Genomic DNA, 15,842 nt, shown 5'->3' with positions numbered 1-15,842 from the left:
GCCCTCCTTCCGGAGTTGCGCCGGCGTAATACCGATTGCACAGACCTCGCGGGTTGCGAGGCACAGATCGGCAATTATGGCTCACCTCCGACCTTTTGGTCAAGTTCCGTTCACCTTCCGTTTACCTAGGAGAACAATGTCGGACTCGAGCTCCGTGGGATTGCCGCCCTTGACTCCCGGGGATGGCGAGCGGGAGGCGCTACGCGAACTGGCGCGCTTCCCACTCCTGGATGCCATCTACGGGCGGCGCTCCCGGCGCTTTCCGCTGGGCGGGAGCATTCCGGCGGGCCCGCTGGCCTTCACCAGCAAGCACGCGCCGCGCGCGCTGAGCGAGCTGGAGCGGGCGGTGGTGCTCAATACCGTCGCGGGCTGGACCGGCTGGCATTTCGGGATCAGCCACCATCCCGGATACGCGCCCGCGTGGCCGAACTACAGCGGGTCGGCGACGGGACGCACCTTCGCCTCGGCGGCCGGATTCCACACCAGCGAGTTCTTCTTCACCGACGACTCCGGGACCTACTTCCTGCCGACCCGCGACGCCGCGCCGACGACGGTCTACGCCGAGGGCGACGGTGCGGCCGAGGCCCAGCTGAACGCGCTGCTGGCGCGGGTGATCCGATTGTCCGACAAGCGCATTCACATTCCGCGCGAGGAGCCGTACCTGGAGGGCCACAACACCTGGATCGCCAATCACGCCGGCTCGCTGCTGGTGATTCCGGTCGCGGATGTGGCCCAGCAGCTGCTGGCCAATATCGCCTTCTTCGTCCAGAACGGGTTCGCGCTGTATGACGACATCAACAAGCGGGAGATCCCGGGCGTCGAAAAGTACCGGGACCGTTTGCGTTTCACCGATCCGATTCCGCTCAGCTTCGTCGAGCAGTACTCGCTGACCGAGGCCACCGCGGAACTCATGGCGGCGGTGGTGAACGGCCACCTGCTGCTCGGTGCCATGGGTTTGGGCGGGTGGACCTTCGACGGTATCGACCGGCTCACCGTGCTGGGGGCGTCCGGCGATCCGGAGGTCCCGGGCCTGGGGTTCCGCTATGACGCCGATCCGGACTGGCCGTTCCCCAATCCCACCGGGCGGCCCGGGGTGTTCGAGGCGTTCTGCCGGCCGCACCACGAGTCCATGGCCGCCGCGGTCGAGGCGCTGGCCGAGCGCAAGTTCGGGCCGGGCGGGCCGTACCACCCGGCGACGCCTGGGCCCTTCGCCGACACCCCGGGCGTCCGCGGCGCGGCCGCGCCGTGGGACCGCCGCTTCCGCGAATTCGTCGCTCTCCAAGCGACTTACATCGATGAGACCTTCGGGAAGTTCCCGGGCACGGTGCCCACGGTCTGGATCATGAACTACCTCCAGGCCCAGCACATCGACCTGGACTTCTACGACACGCTGCTCACCGACACCGCCTACCTGTCCACCCACCGCGACCATGACGGCGTCTGGCACGGCTCACGCTGAGGCGCGCTGTCCTTCCACATCGGCGCGCAGTCCTACCGCCTCCGCGAGCCGGCGATGGGACTCCAGGCGGGCGGTGCGGTCGTAAGTGCTGGTGTGGACCAGGAATTCGTCGGCACCGGTGCGGCGCACCAGGCGGTCGAGGTCGGCGAGGACCTCGGATGCGGTGCCGTGGATGTGTCCGCGCAGGGCTTCCCCGAACAGCTCGCGCTGGCGGTCGGTCATGGGTGCGCGCTCGATGAGCTCGGGCGGGCTCAGAGGCGGGAATTCGCCGCGGGTGCGGGACCAGGCCGCCGACCAGGCCTCGGGCAGGAGCAGGCGGTGCGCCTGCTCGGTGGTATCGGCGACGACGACCGAGCCGGACAGGACGACATAGGGTTCGTCGCCGCCGGGACCCGGGCGGAAGCCGGTGCGGTACCGCTCGATCGCCCCGGCCATGACGTCCTCGCCGGTGACGGGCGCAATGACCAGGGGCAGGCCGAAACGGGCGGCACGCTCGGCCCCGGAACCGGTGGCGAGCAGGAAGGCGGGCACCCGCAGGCCCTCCGCGGGCCAGGCGTGCACACCCTGGCGACCACCCGCGAAATAGGCCAGCAGCTCGGACAATTGGGCGTCGAAGTCCTCGGCGTCGCGCCGGTCGTGGCCGAGGGCGCGGCGCACGCCGCCGGTGAAGCCGACCGAGCGGCCCAGGCCCATATCGATGCGGCCGGGATACAGCGATTCCAGGACACCGAACTGCTCGGCGACGATCAGCGGCTGATGGTTGGGCAGCATGACGCCGCCGGTGCCGACACGGATGCGGGAGGTGGCCGCGGCAATGGCGGCGGCCAGGACCGTCGGCGCGGACCCGGCCACGCCTGGCACGCTGTGGTGTTCGGAGACCCAGAAGCGGTGGTAGCCCCAGTCCTCGGCGAGACGGGCGAACTCGACGGTCTCGCGCAGGGCCTCCGGGTGCGGCTGGTCCAGGCGCACCCGGGAGCGGTCCAGGATGGAGAAGCGGATCGCCCGCAGTGCCGCAGTCATGATCAGTGCCAACGCAGGCGGCGGGCTTTGATTCCGAGAGCGCGATCCGGGTCACAGCGGCGGCGGTGGGAGGAAGCCGGTGGCGACGTAGTAGTCGAGGTAGCGCTTCAGGGTGACTCGGTCGGCGCCGGGACAGGCGGAGTCCGCATCGCTGGGGGCCCCGGTCACCTCGGCCGAATGGTTGACGGTGAGTGCGGCCGCTCGCACCAGCAGGTCGTCGGCTCCGGGCTGTTCGGCCGCGGTCAGCAGCGCGGACGCGAATTCCGCCGGGTCGACGAGGTCGACCCGATAGCCCCGGCCCAGCAGTTCGTCGCGAATAGCTTTGAGGGACAACGTTCTTCCGGGCAGCAAGCCGACGGTGGCGCGTCCTGAGGGCTCGGCTGCCGCGGCCACGATGGCCGCGGCCGCTTGGTCGACCGGCAGCATGGCGACCTCGGCGTCCGGCAGCTCGGGTGCGAGGCCGAGGACCAGCATGGCGCGCAGCATGGTCCACCAGGCGTCGTCGGTGCCGGCGGCGCCGGTGCGGGAATCGCCCGTGATCAGGCCGGGGCGGTAGACGCGAGCGGGCAGGCCGCGGTCGGCGGCGGTCCGGACGAGGTGTTCGGCAACCCATTTCGTAGTGACGTAGCCCGGCAGACCGTGCGGGAGCGGGGCGTCGGCGACCGAGGCGGTCGAGATGTAGTGGACCGGCTTGCAGCGACCCGTGGTGGCCAGCCGCAGGACCTCCACCGTGCCGCCGACATTGGCGTCGCGCATGCGCGCATACGGCTCGAGGTGGTTGACGAGGGCGGCGGCGTGGTAGATCACGTCGATCTGCAGGGTCAGTTCGGTGAACTCGGCCGGAGCCAGGCCGAGCCGGGGTCGGGCGAGATCGCCGGGAACAGCGGCGATTCGATGGATATCGGCGGAGATGTCGAGGCCGTAGCGGGTGGCGTTCGCGGAGATCCGGTCGCGTGCGGCGGAGACATCGCGGGCGCGTGTCAGGCAGTGGATGGTCGCGGAGGTTCGGTCGAGCAGCTCCCGCAGCAGGAAGACGCCGAGGAATCCTGTTGCGCCGGTGAGCAGAATGGCGGCGGGCTCGCCGGGGCGCGGCGCGGGGAGGCCCGCGGCGGTGATTTCCGGGGCCAGGGCCGTGTCGGCCGAGGGGCCGGGTTCGGCGCCGGTCGGGGCCGAGTCCGCCCGCAGCGCGGCGGCAAGTTCCCGCACCTGCGGATGGGCGAAGAGATGCGCGAGCGGTACGGGAAGGCCGAGCCGGTCGGCCAGGGCGGCGCGAACCCGGATGGCGGACAGGGAGTTTCCGCCCAGGGCGAAGAAGTCGTCCTCACGGCCGACCCGATCGATGCCCAGTTCCGCACTGAGCACGTCCGCGATGGCCAGTTCTTCGGGTGTCTGCGGAACCCGGTATTCCCGCACCGGGAGTTCGGGATCGGGCAGCGCGGACCGGTCCAGTTTGCCCGTCGGTCCGAGGGGGAAGGCTTGGACCACGGTCAGCTGGGCCGGAATCATGTAGCCGGGCAGCCGCTTTCGGACTGTCGCGAGCACATCGGAGAGGTCGGGTTCGGTCGCGCCGGTGCGCAGGTATCCCACCAGCCGGTCCCGGCGGATCGCCACAACGGCCTCGGCGACGGCGGGGTGCGCGCGCAGTGCTGCCTCCACCTCGCCGGGTTCGATGCGCAGGCCGTGCAGCTGGAGCTGGAAATCAGTGCGGCCCAGGTATTCCAGGCCGCCGCAGTGGGTACGCCGGACCAGGTCGCCGGTGCGATACATACGCTCCCCTGCGGCGGTGAAGGGATCGGCCACGAAGTGATCCGCCGTGGTGCCGGCCTGTCCGAGGTAGCCGCGGGCGAGTTGAGCACCCGCGACGTAGAGCTCACCAGGTGTGCCCACCGGCACGGGGTGCAGGCGGGAATCGAGGACGTAGGCGCGTGAATTCCAGTGCGGCGCACCGATGGACACCGGCGCGTCGCCCCAGTGCGTGACCTCGACACCGGTCACGGAGATGGTGGCCTCGGTGGGCCCGTACAGGTTGTGCAGCCGGGCCGGACCGGCGGCGGTGAACCGCCGGATCAGCTCGGCGGGCAGGGCTTCACCACCGGCCCACACCACACGCAGTGCCGCGAAGGATCCCGCCGGAGCATGGTCCAGCAGTGCGCGCAGCAGGGACGGCACGGCGAGGAAGGCCGACACCCGGTGGCGGGCCATGAGATCGGCCAGGTGCTCGGGATCGGTGCGGCCCGGACCCGACGGGATCACCAGGTGCGCGCCCACGGCGAGTGGGACGGTGGCGCCGATGAGCGATGCGTCGAAGGTGGCGGGCACCAGCTGAAGGTAGGTATCACGTTCGGTCAGCTGGTATTCGGCGGTGAAGAACGCGATGTAGCCGGCCAGGGCGGCATGCGAGACGCCGACGGCCTTGGGGCGGCCGGTGGAGCCGGATGTGAAGATCACATAGGCGAGGTCCTGTTCACGCAGCGGCCGCAGCCGTTCGGTGTCGGTCACCGGATCGGCGGAGAACTCGGACAGCTCAGCGGGATTCAGGAGATCGGCGGTCACCGTGCACACGGGTGCGGCCGCGGCCAGCATGGCCTCGATCCGATCGGCGGGCTGGCCCGGGTCGATCGGCATGAACGCGCCACCGGCCTGCACGATGGCATAGAGGCATGCCACCAGATCGGGACCGGGATCCAGTGCCGCGGCGACCCTGGCACCGGGACCGACGCCCAGCCCGATCAGCCGGCGTGCCAGGCGATTCGATCGCTCGGCAAGCTCGCGGTAGGTCAGTGCGGCACCGTCTCCGGTCACCGCGATCGCGCCGGGGGTGCGCTGGGCCCGGTCCATGAACGCCTCGAACATGAACCTGTGTGGCGCTGCGTGATTCGGCCCGGCCGTCGCGAAGGTCGCGAGTTCGGCGGCCTCGGTCAGGGGCAGGTCCCCGACCGCCCGCTCGGGGTCGGCGGCGACCGCGGCGAGCAGCGCGGCCAACCGCCGGCCGAGCCGGGCGATGGTCGGCTCATCGAACAGATCTACGGCGTATCGCCACGAACAGTTCAGCCCCGCAGCGCCTTCGGCGTCGCGCTGCGGGACGACGGTCAGTTGCAGATCGACGGGCGAGAACGTCTCACCGAGATCGGCCGCGGTAACCGTCAGACCGGGCAGCCTCAGCACCTGAGCGCCGAATTCCTGGAAGGACAGGGCCACCTGGAACAGCGGGTGATGCGCCCGGCTGCGCGGCGGGTCCAGGTCGGCCACCAGCCGTTCGAAGGGCAGTTCAGCACTGGCGAGGGCGGCCAGGTCGGTGTCGCGCACCCGGTCGAGCAGGCGGGCGAAGCTCTCCGCCGGGTCGATGCGGGTGCGCAGGACCAGGGTATTGACGAACATGCCGACCACATCGTCGAGTTCGGGTTCGCCGCGGCCCGCGACCGGCACGCCCACCGCCACATCCGTGGTCCCGGCCAGCCTGGCCAGCACGACCGCCAGCGCCGCGTGCAGCAGCATGAACACCGAGACGCCGCGTGCGCGGGCCAGCTCCTCCAGCGCCCGGTGCAGGGTGGCGTCCACCCGGAAGTGCTGGGCCGCACCGCGATGCGACGCCACCGGCGGGCGCGGGCGATCGATGGGCAGGTCCAGCAGTGGGGGCAGGCCCGCCAGCGCCTCGCGCCAGTGCCGCAGTTGCGTCGCCAACAATGAGCCGGGATCGGATGCCGCGCCCAGCAATTCGCGCTGCCAGATCGCGTAGTCGGCGTACTGCACACGCAGTGGCGGCCAGTCGGGGACCGTGCCGCGGGTGCGGGCGGTGTAGGCGGTCATGAGGTCGCGGGTCAGCGGGACCATGGAGAAGCCGTCCGCGGCCAGGTGGTGGATCACGACGGCCAGCACATGCTCGCGGTCGGCGGTCCGGAACAGCCGCACACGCACCGGGACCTCGGTGGTGACGTCGAATCCCGTGCCCGCCAACGCGATCAGCTGCGGCCGTACCTCGGACTCCGCGATGTCGACCGGTGCCGGATCCCACTGGACAGCGGCGGCGGGCCGGATGTCCTGATAACCGGTGCCGTGGTGCTCGGGATAGCTGGTCCGCAGCGCCTCGTGCCGGTCGAGCAGATCACGCACGGCGAGTTCCAGTGCCGCCGTGTGGAGTTCGCCGGACAGGCGCAGTGCGAACGGGATGTTGTAGGTCGCCGATCCCGGTTCCAGACGTGCCAGGAACCACAGGCGCTGCTGTGCCGGCGACAGCGGCGCCCGGCTCGCGCGGTGCGACCGCGCGGTCAGCGGTGGCCGGGCTCCGGCGTCGACCCCGTCGACGGCCGCCGCCAGCTCGGCCACCGTCGAATGCTCGAAGATCAACTGCACGGGTACCCGGGTGCCCCGATCCGCACCCAGGCGCCCGGCCAATCGGATGGCGAGTAGGGAGTTTCCGCCGAGCTCGAAGAAGTCGTCGGCCGCGCCGACCCGGCCCACCCCGAGCAGCTCGGTGAAGGCGGCGGCCACGGCACGCTCGGTGGCGGTCGACGACGGCCGGTACGGGCGCGCGGCGACGATGGGCTCGGGCAGGGCGGCCCGATCCAGCTTGCCGGACGGAGTCAGTGGAACCGCGTCGATCACGGTGAGGGCGGCGGGAACGGCGTGGCGTGGCAGCTGTTGCCGCGCATACTCGGCCAGGCTCACGGTATCCACGACCGCATCCGATGCGGGCACCACGTACGACACCACACCGTGGGCCCCGCTGCGCAGGCGGCGCACGAAAGTGATCGCGAAGGATACGGATTCGTGTGCGGACAGGACGGCGTCGATCTCATCGAGCTGCACCCGGATGCCCCGGATCTGCACCTGCGAATCGTTGCGGCCCAGGTATTGCAGCACCGGGACACCGGCGCGGCCGCTGATCCACCGCACCACATCACCGGTCCGATAGAGGCGCTCCCCCTTGCCATTCGGGTGCGCCACGAAGCGGGCGGAGGTCAGCCCGGGACGCTCGTGATACCCGCGTGCCAGGCCCGGCCCGGCCAGGTACAGCTCACCGGCCACCGCCGTCGGCACCGGCCGTAGCCGGGCATCCAGGACGAGAGCCGTCACCCCGGCGATCGGTCCGCCGATATCGACGGTGTCCGCGGTGGTCAGCGCGGTGCTGATGGTCGCGGCGACGGTGGTTTCGGTCGGGCCGTAGAGATTGAAGAAGGACCGTCCCGGCGACCAGCGTGCGACCAGATCCGGCGGGCACTCCTCGCCGCCCGCGACCACCACCGCCAGGTCGGGCAGCCCGCTCGCCTCCAGTCCCGCCAGGACTGCCGGGGTCAGGAAGGCGTGCGTCACCCGCTCGGCGCGCAGCAGGTCCGCGAGTTCGCCACCGCCGTAGCAGTCCGCGGGCGCGAGCACCATGGTCGCGCCGGCTCCGACAGCCAGCAGTAGTTCGAGCACGGCGGCGTCGAAGCTCGGGGAGGCGAAGTGCAGGGTGCGGGACTCGGCGGTGACGGCGAACCGGCGGGACTGCTCGGCGCAGAGCCCGGCAAGGCCGGAATGCGTGACGGCCACACCTTTCGGGACCCCGGTCGAGCCGGAGGTGTAGATGACGTACGCGATGTCCCGGCCGTGCAGGCGGCGGGTGCGTTCGGTGAAGTCCATGGATTCCGCCGAGGCGTCGGCGACGAGTGCGGCGCAGTCGGGCGCGTCGAGTTCGAGCCAGTCGAGGGCGGCGCCGAGCCGGTCGCGGAGCGCGGCCAGGGTGAGCCCGCAGCGCGCGCCCGCGTCGGCGAGCATGTGCGCCACCCGATCCGGCGGATAGCCGGGGTCGACCGGCACGAAGGCCGCCCCGGATTTGGCCACCGCCCAGACCGCGACCACCGCCTCGGGCGAACGCGGCAGCGCCAGCACCACCCGGTCGCCCGGACCCAGCCCCCGCGCCACCAGCACCCGCGCCAGGCGGGCGGATCGCTCGTCGAGCTCGGCATAGGTCAGGGACTGCGCGCCCGCGCGCAGTGCGATCCCGGACGGATTACCCTCCGCCGCCGCGGCCAGTAGCTGGGGCAGCAGTCGGATCCGTGGGTGGCGGCGGCCATGCGTGTTTCTCGCCCGGCCCACCGCAGAAACATCGGCGCGCACCGGTCCCTACTCTCAGCCTCGATTCGCCTTCCCACACGAGCGAACTGAATACCGCGTTCCGGGCGGGTCGGCAACACTTACGTGTGTCGCGGGGCCGACATTCCGGGCACGCCGCGGTCAGGCGGACAGCAGGCCGAGGTCACGGCGACCGGAACCGACCACCGGGCCAGGGTCGGTGGCGAGGACCCGGTGCAGCAGTTCGTGATAGACGTCGCGGAAGTCGACGGTCATCTTCAGGTCGCCATTGTCGAGGTCGGTAAGGCTGGGCTCGTCGCCGTGGAAGCCGCCCGTCACAGACGCCCCGGCCAGGAAGACGGGTCCGGCGGTGCCGTGATCGGTGCCCTGCGAAGCATTGGCGGCCACCCGGCGGCCGAATTCGCTGTAGGCCATCAGCACCACATCGCGGCCGCGCGGATGCGTGGAGAGGTCCTTCAGGAAGGCGGTGACCGCCTCGTCCAGGCGGCCCAGCAACTGTTCCTGGGTGTGTCGTTCGTCGGCGTGGGTGTCGAAACCGCCCAGGCTGACCGAATAGACGCGGGTGGGAACACCGGCCTTCACGCACTGGGAGACCAGGTCCAGCTGGGCGGTCAGCGGGTTCGCAGCCGTCTTCCCCGGCGGCTTCAGAGACGAAAAGGTTTGCCGGACAGTTTGTTCGGCCCGGTAGCCGGTGCAGACCCGGGCCCGCGCCGGGCTGTCGGAGGCGTCGGCGGCGGCCAGACCGGACAGAGCTGCCGCGAGGTCGCCGGACAGCGGCGCGGACGCGGGATCCAGCGCTGCCGCAGTGTGTTCAGCCCCCATGGCGAGCTGGGGCAGGACGGGCCCGATATTGACCGCGCGGACCGGATCGTCACCGGTCGCGTCCAGCCAACGGCCGATCCATCCGGTTTGCACCGGCTCGTCGGGCGAGGCCGTCTGCCAGATGTCCATGGAACGGAAGTGGCTGTGATCGGGGTCGGGATACCCGACTCCGCGCACAATGGCGAGAGTGCGATCGCGCCACATGCCGGACAGGCCCTTCAAGGCCGGGTTGAGGCCCAGTTGGTCGTCCAGGTGCAGGACTTCCTCGGGGCGGTAGGACAGCTCGGGGCGGGCGTCGTGATAGGCGTTGTCCGCGTAGGGAATCACGGTGCTGATGCCGTCATTGCCGCCGTAGAGGGTGAGCACCACCAGGATTCCGGAGCCTGCGGCCAGCGGGGTGGTGACGGCGCGCTGCTGCAGCTCGTCCCAGGTGATCACCGAGGCGCCGGCCACACCGAGCGCGCCCAGCACGCCGGTGCCGGCCAGGAACTGTCTGCGACTGAATTGCGGCATGGTGGTGTGGCTTTCAGCTGGTGAGGTATTCGGGCGTATTGATGGCGAGCGCGGCCAGCCGGGGCGGCTGATCGACGGCGGTCGCGAGCACCGCGGCGCTGCGGTCGGACCAGGAGCCGACGCCGAGCAGGTAGGCGGTGGCGTCCAGGCGGTCGGCTCGGCCCGCCTGGGTGATCGGCGACAGGTCGGCCTGCTTCATCAGATCCATTGCCGCCGTGAGCCGTATCTGCGCGGCGGCACTCGACATCCAGCCCTGCCCGCGCGGCCAGCCGCCGACGGTCGGCGGATAGAAGGGCAGCTGGCCGAGCTTGCGCAACGTCCCGGCGAGGGCGCGGGTATCGGCGTCCGCGGTCAGCGGGATCTGGAAGGCCCGCACGGCGGCGATCAGCCATTCCACCGGTCCGTGGACGACGGTGTCTCGGGCGGTGGTGAATTCGGGATCGGTGCAGACGGCGGTCACCAGGGCGGACAGGTCCCGGCCGGGGCCGTAGGCGGCGGTGAGGCGGTTCAGGGCGGCATCGGAGGGCGGATCGTCGGAGGCCAGCTGCTGCCACAGTCGCCCGGCCACGAAACGCGGGGACTCCGGGCGGGCGAGTACGGCATCGCAGAACGACCGGGCGTCCAGTGAACCCGTCACGCCCAGCACGGTTTTCGAGCCCTGGTCGTGACGCTCGGCGCCGAAAGCGGCCGCACCGCCGGTAATGGTCCAACCGGTCAGGGCCCGGGCCCCCTCGTGGACATCGGTCTCGGTGTAGCCATTGCCGTGGCCGAGCGCGAACAGCTCCATGAACTCGCGGGACAGGTTCTCGTTGGGCGCCTTCGCGGTATTGGCGACGCCGTCCAGCCAGCGCAGCATGGCCGGATCGGTGAGCATGGCGTAGGCGAGCGCGGCGAAGTCACCCGCGCCGCCGGCCCGCAGCGTCCGGTTCTGCGCGGCCATCTCGGCGGCATTGCGCACCTTGGTGGCCGAGGTGGCGAAGTGGTTGTGCCACAGCAGGGTCAGCTTCTCCCGGACCGGGACCCGGACGGTGGCCATACGCCGCAGCCACCACCAGGTCAGCGTGTCCAGCTGACCGGTGATCTGCGCCCGGTACTGCTTGCGGGCCTCGGTCGTCGCACCCTTGCCGAGCGGGGCGGGCGGGACCAGCTCCGGCACGGGGGTGGCCCGGGCGCCCGGATCGGCCTCGGGGTCGGCGGTCAGCGCGGCGCGCAGGTAGCCCGCTACATCCGGGACCGCGTCGATCTCGGGCCCGGTCGCCCCGAACCCGGTCCGGCGCAGCACCCGCGCGGTACGCATCCACTCCGCAGATTTGCCCATGCCCCCGAGTATCGAGCGCCTCCGCGCCCGCTCAGCGGGCCGGGCGCGGAGCTTCAGGCAATCTTCAGTCCCCGACCGGCCCGCGGACCGCGTGCAGCAGCGGCGCGCGACCGTACCCCGGCGGCAGATCGGCCAGCGGTTCGCCGAGATACTCCTCGAACAATCCGGCCAGCGAACGCAACTCGACCGCATCGAAACCCACTGAACGCAGCAGGTTCTCGATCTCCTCGGGTTCGAAGTAACTCAGCCACGGCTCGTTGATCGCCGCGATCCGCTCGGCCCGCGCCCGCACCGCCGCACGCTCCTCGTCCGTGTTCCCCCCGCTCAGGTAGTCGAGCACCACATGCACCGGCTGCCCCTGACCTGCGATGAACCGCAGGGTCTCATCGATGGCGGCCCGGGTCAGATACATGACCACACCGAGCCAGACGAACACCGCCGACCGCTCCCGATCGAACCCGGCGGCAGCCAATCCCCCTGCCAGCGTGCCGGTTTCGAAATCCACCGGAACGAACGTGAGCGACCCCGGAATCTCGATCCCGGCCTGCGCGAGCATCTCACGCTTCCACTCCTGGGTGTCCGGATGGTCGACCTCGAACACCCGCAGACCGGGATACGGATTCCGATACCCGAACGTATCCAGCCCCGCCCCCAGAATCACCACCTGCGTGGTCCCGTCGGCCACCGCCGCGGCCACCACCTCCTCGGCGAACCGAGCCCGCGCCGCCAGGAAATACCGTCGCACCCGCTGCCGCGGATCGTTCCCGCCCGGCCGATCCAGAGTCGCGGTATCCAGATCCCCGATCCGATCCGCCGTCATCCCCAGAATTCGCGCCGCCAGCGGATCGGTGAACACCCGAGGCTCCCCCGAAAGCTGGTGATGGGCCCGCGCATACGCGGTAGCCAACGCCGTCCTACTCGCCCTACCCGTCTCCATGGGCTCAGCCTAGAACCGTCCCCGGCCGTCGGAACTATGACAAACAACTCGCCTAGTCTTCGGCTGTGGACGTATTGAGCCCGAAGGCGCTGTTGTTCGATGTGCAGGGGACCGCTACCGATTTCCATTCGACCATCCGGCGGGCGGCCGAGGCCGCGCTCGGGGGTGAGCGGCCGGAAGAGGACTGGGGCGCGTTCGTGAACGAGTGGCGGGCCGCGTATTTCGCGGAGACTTCGCAACGGCCGGATCAGGGGCCCTGGGTGAGCGTGGCCTCGGTGTACCGGAAGACGCTGGACCCGCTGCTCGAGGCGAGGGGGATGTCGATCGGGGTGCCGGAGCGGGACGAACTGGCCCGGGCATGGGCTCGGCTCGACCCGTGGCCGGATACGGTGGCGGGGCTGCGGCGGTTGCGCGGGCGGTTCACGCTGGCGACGCTGTCGAATGCGGATGTCAGTGCCGTGGTGGAGATTTCGCGGCACGGGGGGCTGCCGTGGCATGCCGTGTTCGCGGCGGAGATGGCCGGGGTGTTCAAGCCGGATCCGCGGACCTACCGGCTCGCGGCGCGGTATCTGGGGCTGGAACCCGCCGAGATCATGATGGTGGCCAGCCACAAGTACGACATCCGGGCGGCCGGCGAGCTCGGATTCCGGACGGCGTTCATCACGCGTCCGCTGGAGTACGGCGACCCCGAACTCGGCGATACGGAGTTCTCGGACGAATTCGATATCAATGCCGTGGATTTCCTCGACCTGGCCGACCAGCTCGGCTGCTGAGGGCACCCGGGTCTCCTACAGTGGCAAGTGGGCGTCTCGATACGGGAGGATCGGCCTTGTCCACAACGCTTGTGAAGGGTCAGAACGGACCGCTCACCGCGCCGGAGGTGGTGGTTTCCGTCCGGGTCGCGGCGGCCGCCGCGCTGTCCGCGCTGTTGGTGACCGAGCACGGGAAGGTGCGCTCGGACGCGGATTTCGTGTTCTACAACCAACCGGCCGGGCCCGGGGTACGGCTGCGAAACGGGGAGGCGGGGCAGCCCGCCGAACTGTCGGTGGCGCTGACCCAGGTGCCCGCCGACATCACCCAGATCCGGGCGGTGATCACGCTCGACGAGGTGGGGTCCACCTTCGGCCGCATCGCGCCGCCGATCGCGGCGGTCTCCGATCAGCACGGGAACCCGCTGTACGAGTACAAGATCGAGGATCTGCAGAGCGAATCGATCGTGATCGCGGTCGAGCTGTACCGGCGCTACGGCAACTGGAAGGTGCGCGCGGTCGGCCAGGGCTATGCGGGTGGCTTCGCGGCCCTGGTCACCGACCACGGGGTCACCGTCGAGGAAGCGCCGCCGGTCGAGACCCGCACCGCTCCCCCGCCGCCCCCTCCCACGGCCTACCCGCCGCCGGTCGAGCCGACCTATGTCACGCCGAACTCGCCATATCCCACTCAGCCACCGCCGACCTCGCCATACAGCACTCCACCGCCGCCGACTTCACCGTATCCCACTCAGCCCCAGCAGAATTCGGCCTATCAGGTCCCGCCGCCCCCCAATTCCGCGCCGCCGACCGGCGACGGCGGGCTCTCACGCGGGCGTCCGGTGAATCTGTCCAAGGGCCAGCGCGTCACCCTGCGCAAGGACGGCGGCGTCGCGCTGACCCGGATTCGGATGGGGCTCGGATGGGATCCCGCCCGGCAGGGCGGTCTGTTCGGCCGGCGACCGGTGAACATCGACCTGGACGCCTGGGTGGCCATGTTCGCCGACCGGCACCTGGTGGACGTGGCCTACTACGGGCAGCTGACCTCCAAGGACGGCTCCATCCGGCATTCGGGCGACAACCTGACCGGCGAGGGCGCCGCCGGGGACGACGAGGTGATCCTGGTCGACCTGAGCCGGGTGCCACGCCAGGTGAACACGCTACTGTTCATCGTCACCTCGTATCAGGGCCACACCTTCGAGCAGGTCAGCAATGCCTACTGCCGGCTGGTGGACGACACCACACAGGCCGAGCTGGCCCGATACGCGCTGGCGGGTGGCATGCCGTTCACGGCCATCGCCATGGCCAAGGTGTTCCGCGCGAACGGTGAGTGGGCTCTGCAGGCCATCGGAGAGGGCTTCCAGGCCAAGCATCCGGGCGAGGCCGTCCCGCAGCTGGGCCGCTTCATCACCGTCTCCTGAGAGCACCACGCCCGACGAAAACGGGGCGCGCCCGGACCGGACGCGCCCCGCCGCCAATCGAACCGAGAATCAGGCGCCGTAACGCAGCACCACGAAGTTGTCGCCCTGCGCGGAATCCTTGGTGGTCCCTGCCACCACGATCCCGCCATTCGCCTGCAGCGCCACGGCATTCCCGTGATCGGCCGCCGTCCCGAGGTCGGTGCTCACCTTCCCGTCCGCACCGAAGTCGCTGTCGAGCTTGCCGCCGGAGGTGTAGCGAGCCAGCGCGATATTGTCCCCGGCGCCGGTCCCGCTGCTGGTGCCGACCGCGATGATCGTGCCGTCGTGGGCCAGCGCGACCGCGGCCGCCACATCGGACTTGCCGCCGAAGTCCGTGATGGCCTTGCCATTGTCACCGAAACCACTGTCCGGCTTGCCATCCGGCGTGTACCGCACCACCAGGAAGTTGTCGCCCTGCACCGGATCCTTGGTGCTGCCCACCACCACGATCTTGCCGTCGGCCTGCACCGCCACCGCATTGCCGTGATCCGCGGCGGTGCCCAGATCGGAGCTCACCTGGCTGTTGACGCCGAACCCGGAGTCCGGCCTGCCGTCGGAGGTGTAGCGCGCGACGGCGATATTGTCGCCGGTGGCGGTGCCGCTGCTGGTCCCGGCGACCACGATCTTGCCATCCGATTCCACGACAACGGATTTCGCAATGTCGGACCGACCACCGAAATCGGTCGATACCCTGCCGTCGGTGCCGAATCCGCTGTCCAGCTTGCCATCCGGCGTGTATCGCAGCACGACGAAGTTGTCGCCCTGCACCTGGTCCCGCGTGCTGCCGACAACCACGATCTTGCCGTCGGACTGCACCGCCACCGCGTTGCCGTGGTCGGCCGCGGTGCCCAGATTGGCGCTCACCTGGCCGTTGGCGCCGAAACCGTTGTCCAGCTTGCCATCAGCGGAATAGCGGGCGATGGCGATATTGTCCCCCGTAGCGGTACCGTGACTGGTGCCCACCGCGACGATCTTGCCGTCGGCCTGGAGCGCGACTGCGCTCGCCACGTCCGATTTGCCGCCGAAGTCGGTGACCACCCTGCCGCCGTCGCCGAAGGCGCTGTCCAACTTACCGTCCGAGGAGTACCGAACCACGGCGAAGTTGTCGCCCTGGACCTGATCCTGGGTGCTGCCGGCGACGACGATCTTGCCATCCGCCTGCACCGCAACGGCATTCGCGTGATCGGCGGATGACCCCAGATCGGTGGTGACCTTGCCGCCGTCACCGAACCCGGTGTCCAGCGTGCCCGCGGCCACCGAACTGCCCTGCGCGCCCGTGCAGGCGGTGATGGCGAGCCCGACAATGGCCAGGAAGACCAGTAGCAGTAGGGATTTCGGTGTGACTCCGAACCGTCGTGACATACGCAACATGTGAGCTACCTCGTTTCAGCAATGGAAGGGGGTAGAGCAGCACAGATTGGAACCACGAAACTACGACAGTATGGCCGGAATCAGGATCCGGCCGGACCCGGATGAACCTGTTCACCCGCGGCAC

The 15,842-nt window shown here is 70.2% G+C and carries 9 protein-coding genes; 3 read left to right on the top strand and 6 right to left on the bottom strand.

Annotated features, from left to right (window positions below; genetic code table 11):
• Positions 1 to 136 precede the first annotated feature (136 nt).
• Positions 137 to 1,459: a hypothetical protein gene (locus ACQP1O_RS06720; RefSeq protein ID WP_433565000.1), complete on the top strand. Its 1,323-nt coding sequence runs from the start codon at positions 137 to 139 to the stop codon at positions 1,457 to 1,459.
• Here the strand turns inward: ACQP1O_RS06720 and ACQP1O_RS06715 are convergent.
• The 5 genes from ACQP1O_RS06715 to ACQP1O_RS06695 form a co-directional block, all read right to left on the bottom strand.
• A complete protein-coding gene (locus tag ACQP1O_RS06715; protein ID WP_433564999.1) occupies positions 1,451 to 2,479 on the bottom strand; it encodes an LLM class flavin-dependent oxidoreductase in 1,029 nt (342 codons plus the stop codon). The genes ACQP1O_RS06720 and ACQP1O_RS06715 overlap by 9 nt on opposite strands.
• Positions 2,480 to 2,530: 51 nt before the next feature.
• On the bottom strand, positions 2,531 to 8,554 hold the full coding sequence (locus ACQP1O_RS06710) for an amino acid adenylation domain-containing protein (protein ID WP_433564998.1): 6,024 nt from the start codon (positions 8,552 to 8,554) through the stop codon (positions 2,531 to 2,533).
• A 138-nt stretch (positions 8,555 to 8,692) separates the two neighbouring features.
• Positions 8,693 to 9,886: a DUF1501 domain-containing protein gene (locus tag ACQP1O_RS06705; protein ID WP_433564997.1), complete on the bottom strand. Its 1,194-nt coding sequence runs from the start codon at positions 9,884 to 9,886 to the stop codon at positions 8,693 to 8,695.
• A gap of 13 nt (positions 9,887 to 9,899) precedes the next feature.
• Complete coding sequence (locus ACQP1O_RS06700) at positions 9,900 to 11,204, bottom strand: DUF1800 domain-containing protein (RefSeq protein ID WP_433564996.1); 1,305 nt, start codon at positions 11,202 to 11,204, stop codon at positions 9,900 to 9,902.
• A gap of 64 nt (positions 11,205 to 11,268) precedes the next feature.
• Entirely contained in the window at positions 11,269 to 12,141 is an 873-nt protein-coding gene (locus tag ACQP1O_RS06695) for a class I SAM-dependent methyltransferase (RefSeq protein WP_433564995.1), read from the bottom strand.
• A 65-nt stretch (positions 12,142 to 12,206) separates the two neighbouring features.
• Here ACQP1O_RS06695 and ACQP1O_RS06690 point away from each other — a divergent pair, with 65 nt between their 5' ends.
• Complete coding sequence (locus ACQP1O_RS06690; RefSeq protein ID WP_433564994.1) at positions 12,207 to 12,914, top strand: haloacid dehalogenase type II; 708 nt, start codon at positions 12,207 to 12,209, stop codon at positions 12,912 to 12,914.
• 56 nt (positions 12,915 to 12,970) lie between these two features.
• Complete coding sequence (locus ACQP1O_RS06685) at positions 12,971 to 14,308, top strand: TerD family protein (RefSeq protein WP_433564993.1); 1,338 nt, start codon at positions 12,971 to 12,973, stop codon at positions 14,306 to 14,308.
• 69 nt (positions 14,309 to 14,377) lie between these two features.
• Here ACQP1O_RS06685 and ACQP1O_RS06680 read toward each other — a convergent pair whose 3' ends face one another.
• Positions 14,378 to 15,709 carry a hypothetical protein gene (locus tag ACQP1O_RS06680; RefSeq protein WP_433564992.1) on the bottom strand — a complete coding sequence of 444 codons (1,332 nt, stop codon included), beginning with the start codon at positions 15,707 to 15,709 and terminating at the stop codon, positions 14,378 to 14,380.
• Between the last annotated feature and the right edge of the window lie 133 nt (positions 15,710 to 15,842).

The organism is Nocardia sp. CA-151230 (assembly GCF_050942175.1).
Classification (GTDB): domain Bacteria; phylum Actinomycetota; class Actinomycetes; order Mycobacteriales; family Mycobacteriaceae; genus Nocardia.
The sequence above is the reverse complement of the archived record's forward strand: the minus strand, read 5'-3'. Positions and strand labels throughout refer to the sequence as shown.

Bases quoted from the DNA above. Each gene is read 5' to 3' on its own strand.
- ACQP1O_RS06695 (WP_433564995.1), bottom strand. From the start codon at position 12,141: ATGGAGACGGGTAGGGCGAGTAGGACGGCGTTGGCTACCGCGTATGCG.
- ACQP1O_RS06680 (WP_433564992.1), bottom strand. From the start codon at position 15,709: ATGTCACGACGGTTCGGAGTCACACCGAAATCCCTACTGCTACTGGTC.
- ACQP1O_RS06700 (WP_433564996.1), bottom strand. From the start codon at position 11,204: ATGGGCAAATCTGCGGAGTGGATGCGTACCGCGCGGGTGCTGCGCCGG.
- ACQP1O_RS06705 (WP_433564997.1), bottom strand. From the start codon at position 9,886: ATGCCGCAATTCAGTCGCAGACAGTTCCTGGCCGGCACCGGCGTGCTG.
- ACQP1O_RS06720 (WP_433565000.1), top strand. From the start codon at position 137: ATGTCGGACTCGAGCTCCGTGGGATTGCCGCCCTTGACTCCCGGGGAT.
- ACQP1O_RS06715 (WP_433564999.1), bottom strand. From the start codon at position 2,479: ATGACTGCGGCACTGCGGGCGATCCGCTTCTCCATCCTGGACCGCTCC.